Origin of the sequence: Metabacillus sp. 22489, assembly GCF_052044855.1 — a bacterium.
GTDB classification, from domain to species: domain Bacteria; phylum Bacillota; class Bacilli; order Bacillales; family Bacillaceae; genus Metabacillus; species Metabacillus niabensis.
In genome coordinates, this window is the sequence record NZ_JBQENT010000003.1 from 91,662 (window position 1) to 103,405 (window position 11,744).

Consider the following 11,744-nt stretch of genomic DNA (forward strand, 5'->3'; position numbering starts at 1 on the left):
TTCTTAGGACTTTTGTTGAGACTCCTGCGGTAGAAGCGTAACATAGGGATGCCCCCTGACTGACCGCAGTAAGCGAATGCTGCAGGAGGAAATCAACAACCAAGATGAGCAGCACGATTAATTAAAAATGCCCTATTGTTTAGATACTTAGTATCAACAACAGGGCATTTTTTTATGATGTTTTTACGACTTCTTTTTCTTCAACACTTGCATAGTATTCTAGCTTTTCTTTTTCAATATTGACTGTATCTCTTACAATGTACATTGGTCGGTTTTTGCTTTCATCATAGATGCGGGCGATATACTGTCCGACAATTCCAAGACTAAGTAATTGGACACCGCTAAAAAACGTGATCGCAACCATGATCGATGTCCAGCCTGCTTCCACTTGATGACCGAAAAGCTTTGTTAAAATCGCATATAAGCATACGAATAATGAGACGAGAATCGCTAATGATCCAAGTGTTATAACAATCTTTAACGGCTTTGTTGAAAAGGCAATAATGCCATCAGAGGCAAACTTAATCATTTTTTTCAACGGATATTTGGTTTCTCCGGCAAATCGTTCATCACGTTCATATTCAATATATGTTTGCTTAAAGCCGACCCATGAAAACATACCGCGGACGAACCGGTTTCGTTCTGTCATTTGCTTAAATACTTCGGCTACCTTGCGATCGACAAGGCGAAAATCTCCTGTATCCTTTGGGATGTCGATATCAGACATATAATTGATAAAGCGATAAAAATACTTTGCGGTTACGAGCTTAAACCATGATTCTCCCGCTCTTTTTTTCCGCTTCGCATAAACGACTTCATAGCCTTCCTTCCACTTAGCAATTAATTTAGGAATGAGCTCTGGCGGATCCTGTAAATCCGCATCAATGATCACAATGGCATCACCTGTTGCGTAATCAATTCCTGCTGTTACTGCTGTTTGGTGACCAAAGTTTCTCGAGAAATTAACGATTTTCGCTCGGTAATCCTCCTTGGAAATTCTTCTTAATATATCCATTGTCCGGTCAGTACTACCATCGTTCACAAAAATAAACTCGTAGTTAATATCATTTTGTACCATAACATCCTTCAATCGTTTGTAGCACTCATCTGCAACTTCCTCTTCAAAATACATTGGTACTACAACGGAAATAAGTTCCTTCATTTAATTTCCTCCAGTATCCTTTATATTAAATGTCCATTTTTGATTCAATACATAATTCACAATCATTCCAACGCAAATTGCGATTACCTGGCTAAAAACTGGATGTAGCTTTAAGTAATCTACCAATAAGTAAAGACTGTATGTGTTTAGGCAGAGGGTAATCAGGTTGACGATAATAAATTTAAGAAAAAGCCCCTTTTGCCCGTTATCTGCCTGGAAAACCCAATTTTTATTCCAATAGTAGCTATTTAACACACCTAGGCTATATGCAATGACGTTCGCTGCAATATAATGAAGCCCTACACTCAATAGAATTGTATAGCTGATAAATGTGATTAGCGTATTAACTATTCCTACAGTCCCAAACTTCATTATCCGTCTCATGACTTGATCTCCTATACTCGTGTGTTCTTTCTTTACTCCTTCTTCCCCCACAGCCTAATTCGATCTCCCCAGGCATAGCCTAAACAGCTCAAAATAATCATTAGCGGTGTGAGACTGACTAAATATCGTGATCTCGTTTCCCAAATGAGCAGGAAGAAGAAAAAGCCAATAATCGAAAGCATCGCAAACATAACAAATTCATTTTTTCTTGCTAGCAGTACAGATAATAGCAATCCGAAAATGAGGATAATATGCTGGACTCGCCCGAAGCCTTGGAGAAGCTTTCCAGATTTATAATCAATTAGACGACTAAAATTCTCTGGATGAATCGGCTGCCTTTTAATTTTATTTAAGGAATAGTAGGTTGGGTCTGTCCACGTATGTGTGAGCTTCTCAAGATTAAACTTGATATTCCCCTCAATCCCTTTTTCTGTTATCCGTTTTTTTAATTGTTTGAGATGGATTTGCGTAACCCTTTCCCTCGAATATGTTTCTAATAAAGTATGTGTATAACGAAAATCCTCTGTTGCATATTTCCCAAACCGTTGCTCATTTTGCGCCATAAATATCCAATGGGTTACAGGAAAGCTATAGCGATCCACCTGTTTTTTGTCAATAATGCCACTTTCATAAATCGCAAAGTTAAAGGCAAGCTTCACAATGACCAATATGATAAAAGGAAGAATAAAATAGAGCTTTTTCCATCTCTGTAGGAACATGAACAATATGATGCTAAAGGCGATAACAAAAATAATTAAGGAGCCTTTTAGAATCATTCCTAAAGAGAAAATAATCGAGGCAATCACTATTCTAATGACAGTAGCATTTAATTTTCCTTCCTTATTAATTAACATGTTTAATGGGAAGAGAAGAAAAATAAGTGAAACTGTATCTGTATAAACAACCGGTGCGAAAAAAATAAACGGAAAAAAGAAAGCACTAAATAATAAACTCATTACCCCTATATGTCTTCCAGCAATTTTCGTTGCTATACGGAAGATTAAAAATTGCGAGGATGTAATGATTAAAATATTCACTAGCTGGAATGTTAAAAGATCCGGTGTTGCTAGTTTGCCGATAAACGCTAGGATGCAAACTAATAAAATATTGTTCGGATAGATGACAAAGTAATTTTCTAACGGATTGCCATCAACTAATATTTTTGCATTTCGAACAATTGTCCCAAAGTCCCACGATGGGGTCACATTTAATTTCCATACGACTAACAGCTGTAGCAATACACTAATGATTAGCAGGGCAGCTACAACATAGTAGTTAGATATTTTTTGGAAAAACACCAATACTTGTTTTCGAAACAATATCAAAAGTGCAATAACGACGATAGCCACTAATAACGACAAGCTATTGAAGTGCTCCGGGGTCACGATTTCTAATGAATGAAACCCTCTGCTCGCCATGATATTAAGGCCGATAATCAGTAAAATAATAACTAGGAAAATACTAACGATCACTTTCGTTAATATTCCATTAACTGCTTTATTCAAGTCCTTTCCCCCTATGTAAATGAAATGCTTCTCTTTATCTCTATACTAATTTTTTGACTTTCCCCTTATCCTTTTCAAGAAAAAATGATTCAACAGAAGTTCCCTTACATGTATAAATTTCCCTATTCCGCAAGTTAACATGAATACTTTATCCTATCTTCCTCACAATTACAATATAATTCCATTTACAAAATTATTTTTTAACAATAAAAAAATTTGATGGTTTTTTTGGCTTGGTAGGGATTCATTGGTAAAGGTTGCCCAACTATATGACGTAACAATTTGGGAAATGTTACAAAACTTGTAGAATTTTTGTGGTATTTGGGGGACAGTCCCCCGCCGCGTTAAAGCGCTGGGGGACTGTCCCCAATTATTCGCTTTTATCAAATTGATATATGGGGAGTTATTGATTATAATTTATTTATATATAAAAAAATCAGGTGTTAGGGCACCTGATTAAGACAACTACTTAGCTGTTTCATATTGCGGCTAACCCGAAAAAGAAGTAACTTCCATTGCCATGGGTGCGGTTGGGGAGTTTACTTCTTTTTATTTTGATTCAACATGATCACAATTGTCAGTGCACCAATCAAAACTAAGTTTGAATTAAATACAATAGAGATTGCTTCGTATGTTGTTATATTATCCACCTCCCGTCCTCCCAGGAAGTGATTAACCGCATTATTCGCCTATGTAGTTGTTTCCATCATTTTAGCATTTTTACCAATGTAAAACTAGAGTAAATGCGAATATATGTTCTGTTTTGGTTCAAGAGTACTATGAAACGAGACAGCGCCAAGGTCGGTTTAGGACATGGGGTTAGAAGTTGTTTTTTATATGACGGAAGACTTTGTTAGCAGCTAGGAAGCTTGGTCTAAACATAAAAAAGGTGTCTTTTCTGGGGGACTGACCCCAGCATGAGACACCTTTTTGTTGCGTGTTTATTTTGGTAAGAGTCCTGCTCCAATTAAGCCAGCTTTTTGATCGAGTAATGCTGGTTTAATTATGAGGGAATCTCTTAGACTTGGGTAAAGGAAATTTCTTGTTTTTTCTATTAAAGGCTGAAGAATTAAGTCTTTTGATTTCATGACACCGCCGCCGATGACAATTACTTCAGGGTTGACTGTATGGACGATGTTCGCAAGTCCGATGGCAAGATAGTTGATCGCTTCATCTAGAATGTCCTGCGCCGCTTTGTCACCTTGTGAAGCTAGCTCGAATACTCCTTGGGCACCGTTTGTAATCCCGAGGCGTTCTTTGCCAATGCGTCCAATCGCTGTTCCACTCGCAAGTCCTTCAAGTGCACCTTTATTTAAGCCAGGTCCTTGGTAGGCATCTGGGCTTGGATTAACGATCATGTTGCCAATCTCCCCACAGTTACCTTGGGCACCTGAAATAAGCTCACCATTGTTGACATATCCGCCACCAACGCCTGTGCTAACGGTTACATAGAAAACACTTTTTGCCCCTTTGCCTGCACCAAGAGTCGCTTCGGCAAGTGCTGCTGCATTTGCATCATTTTCTAGCTTAACTGGGATTCCAGTCTTTTCTTCTAGCATTTTCACTAATGGCACATTCACCCAGCCAGTGAGGTTTGGCGGCTCAATGATCACACCCTCATACGGATCTAATGGGCCTGGTGAGCCAATGCCTACTGCTTTAATCTCATACTGCTGCTTTAATCGATTAATAACCTCCTGCATATTGTTCACTGTAAATTCCGGTCCCTTTTCCGCTTCTGTCGCGCGGCTATACTCCTCTACTATCTCTCCCTGTTCATTAAAAAGAGCGATGCGCAGGTTTGTCCCACCTAAATCAATGCCAATTGTGTACATAATGCTTCCTCCTTGTATTTGGGTGGGGACAGTCCCCCAATGCTTTAAAGCGATGGGGGACTGTCCCCAATTTTTCTATTTTGATTTATTTTTATCTAGAAGTAAATCTTTAACGTCTATATTAATTTCGGCCACCATCTTCGTCATAACCAGAAAATCCTTCATGAATTAATGATTCGATAATGTTGGCGATTTCTGTCTCCAATCCTTTTTCAAGCTTTCGATAGGCATTGGCTACAGATCCTTCGCTAATGTTAAAATGACGAGCTATTTCAGCTTTTGTATAGAAGTCAAGGAATGGAACCTTTTTATCAATAAAGTAGACGAGTGCAGCTGCAAAGTTTTCCCGCTTTCGAATGATTGGACTTTCCTTCATACAGAAAATTCCCCATAACATAACACCTAGCTCATAGAATGGGCTCGGCAGTTCTTCTTCCTCGATAAATTCTTTATAAAGCTGTGCTACTTCTTGGTAAATTTCCTTTTCCCAATGCAATTGGTCGATATCTGGCCCGTCTCCAATTTGCCCATTGATTAATCCTAAAAAGATGTGTGGAAAGTTCCCTCTCATAAAACTTTCCGCACTCGGAAAATCACCTTCTTCATAACTCGCTCTTACCAATTCGATAATTCTAGTCACATCTGTTATTTCAAAATCAAGGAACGTTGAAAAGTATACGTCATAGTTCCCGTATGGTAAAAGGAAGCCCAAAAGCAATACTCCTTCTTGCACTACATCGTCCTCTTCGAATAATTTCACTCGTTTCGTACTTCCCGTTAAAATGTCTTCAACTTCTATTAGAGATGGATCAATTACTTGTTTAACTAGATTAAATGACGGTGTGATCTCCTTCCACATTTCTAGTTGTGCTAATGTAGATGGACGGAGCTTGCTTTCTTGCTTTTTAAATGCAATAAACTCTTTTATGATTGTTTGTTCATCATATTGAACCGAAAAGATGCTCCATAAAGTCACAAAAAACGTGAACGCGGCCTCCTCGTCTTCTAACAAGTATTCTCCTTCTTGAACATCTTCCAGTATATGTATGAGCATTTCCCCGTGTTGTTCTGTTGCATACTCAAATAATTCTAGCTGCAATGTATTCAATTCACTATCACGAATCTGATCAAGAGAGATAATATTATGTTTCATACAGCATGTCTTATATTTTTTCCCACTTCCACAATAGCATGGATCATTCCGTTTGATACTCATAGTTTCACCGCTTTCCTACAGTCCTATTGCTAGTTTAACGGAATTTTATATGGGTGTGAAGATTAGCAAAATATTTTTATATTAATCGGTAACCTTCAATTTAGGTAAACTATATGTTTACTCTTAATTCTCAGAAGAAAAATCAGTCGACTTTTAATCTTTTAATTACAATATGTGAAGTTAGAAGTATAAATAGTAGGAACCTTATCTGATGACTAGCTTTTAATTGAAAGGCTAAGTAAAAAGGGCAAATTTCATAAGTTCAAGATAGAAACAAGCAAATTACCAGCTTACACGAAGAGCTAGCCTTTCGAACATGAAATCCGCTAACATCATTGGGAATAGGTGATAAATGGGAATAGAAAACCATTTATTGTATTTTTTGCTTCCTTAAAGATATATTTGCTAAAGAAATTTTCAATATTCTCTATGAAAAATAGAATTTTCCCAACTGAAATTACATTTTCCGGAAGATGACAAGCACTTGTAGCTGATGATAATATGAAATTGCGAGAGGTGAGGGAAATTATGCGCACATTTGCTCAGAATGCTCGTTGATTTAATCGATGGTAACTGAAATTTGCAGATGTCACGAATCATCTTGAATGAATGGAAAGCAAATTAGTTGTATCTTGGGGGAAAATCCATTTATGCTGTGAAGATTTTAAAAGAGACGTATAAGACATCGGTACTACTCTATATTTACTTTGAGTTCCCTATGGAACTTAAGATTGAATTAAAGACCCCACCCATTTGTGAGTGAGGCTCCCTCTCCTTACCCTTTTACCGAACCTGCTAACAATCCTCTTACAAAGTATTTCCCAAGTAATATATAGACTAGTAGAGTTGGTAATGCTGCTAATAGAGCACCTGCCATTTGGACGTTCCAATGGACGATCTGACTGCCTGATAGATTTTGTAGTGCGACCATGATTGGCTGCTGGTCAGATGTAGTAATCGTGACGGCGAAAAGAAACTCATTCCATATGTTTGTAAATTGCCAGATTGCCACAACAACGAAGCTAGTAATCGATAATGGAATCATGATGTGACGGAAAATCCCGAGAAATCCTGCGCCATCAATTTGTGCGGATTCAATCATTTCATCCGGAATATTCGCATAGAAGTTTCGAAACATTAACGTTGTAATCGGTAAGCCATAGACGACGTGGACAAATACGAGTCCTGGAATCGTGTTATATAGTCCAATTTCCCGCAAAAATTGAATTAACGGAATTAAGATGCTTTGATATGGGATAAACATCCCGAATAGGATAATCGTAAAAAGCGTGTTTGCACCTTTAAATTTCCATTTTGATAAGACATAGCCGTTCATCGCTCCAAGCAAGGCAGATAAAATCGTTGCTGGAATGACTAAATAAAATGAGTTTAAAAGATTTGGCGCTAATTTTGAAAAAGCCTCAGAATAGCCGCTTAAGTCAATCGCTGTTGGCAGCTGCCACATTGTTGCAAGCGTCACCTCATCATACGGCTTTAAGCTTGTCACAACCATGACATAGACTGGCATGAGGAAGAAAAGACTCATTGCGATTAATAAAAAGTAGATCATTGGTCTGCTTAGTCGCTTTAGAACCATATTATGCCTCCGCCTTTCTACTATTGATTAAGTAAGGGACGATGAAGATTGCAACAGATACAAGCATAATAATCGCAATCGCTGCTCCATTTGCATAATAGTTGCCACGGAAGGTTGTTTCAAACATGTACACCCCAGGGACATCGGTAACGAAATTTGCCCCAGGACCTGTCATCGCATAAATAAGGTCAAAGATTTTTAACGAAATATGAGCCATAATAATGATGACACTCACTGTAATTGGACGTAATAACGGTAAAATAATTTTTCGATAAATCATGATTTCTGAAGCTCCGTCCATCCGTGCCGCTTCCCGTACTTCATCAGGAATTCCCCGAAGACCTGCTAAATACATCGCAAGGGAGAACCCTGTCATTTGCCAAACGGCTGCAATGACAACAGCAATAAGTGCCGCCGGTATGCCAAATTCGATTTTTCCCCAGCTAAAGCCCGCTAAAACATTCGTATCTGTATACCATTTTGGGTTAAGGCCGAGTTTGTTCAAAAATAGATTGACCCCTGTTGAAGGGTTTAACAGCCATTGCCAAACAACTCCTGTCACGACAAATGATAAGGCCATTGGGAAAAGAAATAAGTTCCGGAAAAATGGCTCCCCTTTAATTTTTTGATCAAGCAAAATCGCGAGAAGCAACCCACTGATAATGACAAACCCGATAAATAATATCGTAAAAAAGAGCGTATTCCGTAAATCTGCCTGGAAACGGAAGTCTTGAAATAAGTATATATAGTTTTTCAAACCTGCAAATGAGAAATCAGGTACGAGTGAATTCCAATTGCTAAATGACACATAGCCGGTCCATCCGATAAACCCATATACAAAGATTAAAATGAGTAGAAATGATGGCAAAATAAAGCCGATGGCCATCAGATGGTCACTCGAGATTTTTTTCTTTTTCCGTATGGCGGCAACTGGCTTTTGTTGTAGATCTGTTGGTTTCGCTGTTTCCATCTCGTTCTCCTCCTTTTAAGGGTAAGACCCCTCTTGTAAGGGGACCTACCCCTAAGAGGGGGAAGGGAAATCCCGTCCCCTCGTGTTTATTTAAGTTCTGCCGCAGCTGCTACTAATGAATCTGTAAATTGCTTCACATCTTTTTGCGTTACGAAGATGTTGACGCTTTGGTTTACCTTCGTTAGGAAGCCTTCTGATGCTGCCGATCCGTGCGCTAAGCTTGGTGCTAACTTTCCTGATTTAAAGTCTTGCATCGTGTCTTTTCCATATTGGTCATATTTCATAATGTCTGCATCAACACGTGCTGGAATCGAGCCTTTTAATGGATTAAATGCATCCTGACCTTCTACAGATGCTAAAACGCTTAAGAATTTTTTCACACCTTCTGGATTTTCAACACCTTTTGGTAGCCCAAATGTATCTGTAATGACTTGGAACATGCCGTCCGTACCAGGTGTTGGCACATAGCCGAAGTCTTCATTCACCTTTAGCTGCAAATCATTGACAAGATACCCTTTTGCCCAGTCACCCATTACATTCATAGCCGCTTCACCGTTTGCGACTAATTGTGAAGCATCCTGCCAATTGCGTGATGCATGGTCTTCGTTCATATAGCTAAGCATTTTCTTGAAAATTTCTGCCGCTTCGACTACTTTTGGATCATCGAACGATAATTCACCTGTCCAAAGCTTTTTATATTCATCTGTACCCAATACCCCTAAAAGGACAGTTTCATAAAGATGTGTTGCAGCCCATGGCTCTTTATCACCGAGTGCAAGTGGAGTAATGCCCTTTGCTTTTAATGCATCTGCTACTGTAAAAAACTCATCAAATGTTGTTGGTGCTTTTAAGCCGTTCTCGTCGAATATTTTTTTGTTGTACCATAGGACGTTAGCACGGTGGATATTGACTGGTACTGAGTAAATTTCGCCATCCTTGCTAACCATTTCAATTAAGTCCTCTGGAAATTTATCCATTAGCTTTTCTTCTTCGTAAAAGTCATTTAACGATTCCATTTTCCCTGCTGCTACCCAGCCTTCATTAAGCTCGGCTCCACCATGAACCTGGAATGTTGCCGGCGGATCATCTCCTTGCATCCGACTCGCTAGTACGGCTTTTGCATTTGTTCCCGCTCCACCAGCGACAGCGGCATTTTCAATCGGAACATCTGGGTGTTTTTCCTCGAATAACGCTAATAGTGCTTTTAAGCCGTCTTCCTCACCAGCACCTGTCCACCAGCTGAATATGTCTAATGTTGCTTGTTTATCGTTACTGGAGCTGCTTTCTTTTTTCTCACCTGAGCTCGAATCTGAGCCACAGGCTGATACGATTAATGAAAAAACAAAAAATAGTGCTAAAATCAAACTCTTTTTCATCTTACATCCCCCTTTTGTTTCATTGAAATCGTTTACAACTTTGATTATATAGGGTTATGAAAGAAATCTTACCAAGTGATTTCAGCACTATTTTATTAATTTCTGTATTATTTTGTGGTCGTCATATCTAACGTGCGATATTGCTTTGGTGAGACATTTGTCCATTTTTTAAATACCCTGCTAAAATAATTCGGGTCTTTATAGCCTATTTCATAGGAAATTTCCTTTAGGCTTAGCTTCGTGTTGAGGAGCAGCTCCTTCGCCTTTTCAATTCGGTATTCTGTTACGTAGTCTATAAAGGTCTTTTTTGTATGCTCCTTAAACATTTTTGTGAAGTAGGTTGGTGTTAATCCGACGTATTCTGCAACATCCTCTAGACTAAATGACTCTTTGTAATGGATTTGGATGTATTTTTTCGCCATTATGACCGCATTGTGTTCTTCCTTTTGCAGGATGACCTTTTCACAAAATTGCTTGATGATGGTTAGAAAGTCTTCCTTTGCTGTTGGGTCTGAAAGCTTGTGATCATCGATGTATAGTCCATGCTGTTCTAGCTGCTGCTTGAGACGGATGCCCCCTTCTTTAAGCAATTGGTCGAGGTTTTTCTCCTCTGCCTTCTTTTTTAAGTGATCATAATAGAGTTCAAAGTAATCATTTGCTTGTTCGAGCCTGCCTGCCCGAATTTCATTTATCAGTGATTTTTCTAGCTTAGCCTTCGTTTCATCTTCATTTGCTTCCTTCGTTATCGGGTAGCCGTACGATACATTTGCGTTCATTGCTAATTGTGTTGAGGCTAGCAATGCTTGCTGGTAGGATACCGATAGCTTGCTTAACTCAGCGTATGGATTGCCAATCCCGATTGTCGTTTTTGGAAGGTGTCCTCTCATTGTGCGCGCGAATTTGAGCGCATCTGCCTTGACGTGATGGGCGGACTTTTTGTCTGTAATGAAAAGAACGACAAGCTTGTCACCAACCTCCTTTTGTATGTAAGGAAATGGCGCTTTATTTGGTAAAAGATTTTCCACCTGACCAAACGGCGTATAAACTTGGAAAAACGCTAAATTTGCTTGTGGAAATTGCTTTTTATATAAGTATGTTGTTTCCATTGTTAGTTCGTTTTGAATAATTGATGTGATAATTTGTTGATTTGCTAGCTTCACCGTCTCCATTTGCTGCTTTGTCGTCAGCTCAGCAAGCCGCTTTTCTTCGTTGAGCTCTTTTTCTATGCGCATAAGTGCTTCAAGCGTTTCCTGCTTGTTGCTCGGTTTAAGGATATACTCCTTTACTCCATGCTTCATCGCCTCCTTCGCATATTCAAATGAATCATACGCAGAGAGGATAATAAATTTTGTCCGCGGCAGGTCAAGAAGGATTCGTCTTATCGCCTCAAGCCCGTCAATTCCAGGCATGCGAATATCCATGATGATCACATCAGGCGTATGGCGCTTCGCCTCCTCAATCGCCTTCCGTCCATTCGCCGCTTCTCCAACAACCTTAATCCGCGAAAAACTCTCCTCAATAAACCGCCGCATCGCCTTCCTCTCGATCATTTCATCATCAACAATTAACACATTCATCGCTAGCGAACCTCCTTTGATGTTTTGGGGACTGTCCCCCATTCCATCACCCTTTTGACCTATAACGCTCATGTGGCAAGGGGTGAGCGTTTGTGGGGACTGTCCCCAAATGGTGATGTTGG

The 11,744-nt window shown here is 39.2% G+C and carries 9 protein-coding genes; all 9 read right to left on the reverse strand.

Annotation, left to right across the window (positions count from 1 at the left end):
* Window positions 1–172: 172 nt before the first annotated feature.
* Window positions 173–1,162, reverse strand: coding sequence for a glycosyltransferase family 2 protein (locus ACTJJ9_RS02770; protein WP_145580225.1), 990 nt, complete (start codon window positions 1,160–1,162; stop codon window positions 173–175).
* Window positions 1,163–1,546 carry a GtrA family protein gene (locus ACTJJ9_RS02775; RefSeq protein ID WP_145580223.1) on the reverse strand — a complete coding sequence of 128 codons (384 nt, stop codon included), beginning with the start codon at window positions 1,544–1,546 and terminating at the stop codon, window positions 1,163–1,165. It abuts the gene before it with no gap.
* A 32-nt stretch (window positions 1,547–1,578) separates the two neighbouring features.
* Entirely contained in the window at window positions 1,579–3,051 is a 1,473-nt protein-coding gene (locus ACTJJ9_RS02780) for a hypothetical protein (protein ID WP_440768437.1), read from the reverse strand.
* A 941-nt stretch (window positions 3,052–3,992) separates the two neighbouring features.
* Window positions 3,993–4,886, reverse strand: a complete 894-nt coding sequence (locus ACTJJ9_RS02785) for an ROK family protein (protein ID WP_255451753.1) — start codon at window positions 4,884–4,886, stop codon at window positions 3,993–3,995.
* 121 nt (window positions 4,887–5,007) lie between these two features.
* The gene (locus tag ACTJJ9_RS02790; RefSeq protein WP_145580217.1) at window positions 5,008–6,102 is read right to left on the reverse strand and encodes an SEC-C domain-containing protein; all 1,095 of its coding nucleotides are present in this window, start codon (window positions 6,100–6,102) and stop codon (window positions 5,008–5,010) included.
* 775 nt (window positions 6,103–6,877) lie between these two features.
* On the reverse strand, window positions 6,878–7,699 hold the full coding sequence (locus ACTJJ9_RS02795) for a carbohydrate ABC transporter permease (RefSeq protein ID WP_145580216.1): 822 nt from the start codon (window positions 7,697–7,699) through the stop codon (window positions 6,878–6,880).
* Window position 7,700: 1 nt separating this feature from the next.
* Window positions 7,701–8,669 (reverse strand): carbohydrate ABC transporter permease, encoded by a 969-nt coding sequence (locus ACTJJ9_RS02800; protein ID WP_145580214.1) that lies wholly within the window; start codon window positions 8,667–8,669, stop codon window positions 7,701–7,703.
* Between the two features lie 86 nt (window positions 8,670–8,755).
* Window positions 8,756–10,045, reverse strand: a complete 1,290-nt coding sequence (locus ACTJJ9_RS02805; RefSeq protein ID WP_145580212.1) for an ABC transporter substrate-binding protein — start codon at window positions 10,043–10,045, stop codon at window positions 8,756–8,758.
* Window positions 10,046–10,152: 107 nt separating this feature from the next.
* Window positions 10,153–11,622 (reverse strand): response regulator, encoded by a 1,470-nt coding sequence (locus ACTJJ9_RS02810; RefSeq protein ID WP_186324084.1) that lies wholly within the window; start codon window positions 11,620–11,622, stop codon window positions 10,153–10,155.
* Between the last annotated feature and the right edge of the window lie 122 nt (window positions 11,623–11,744).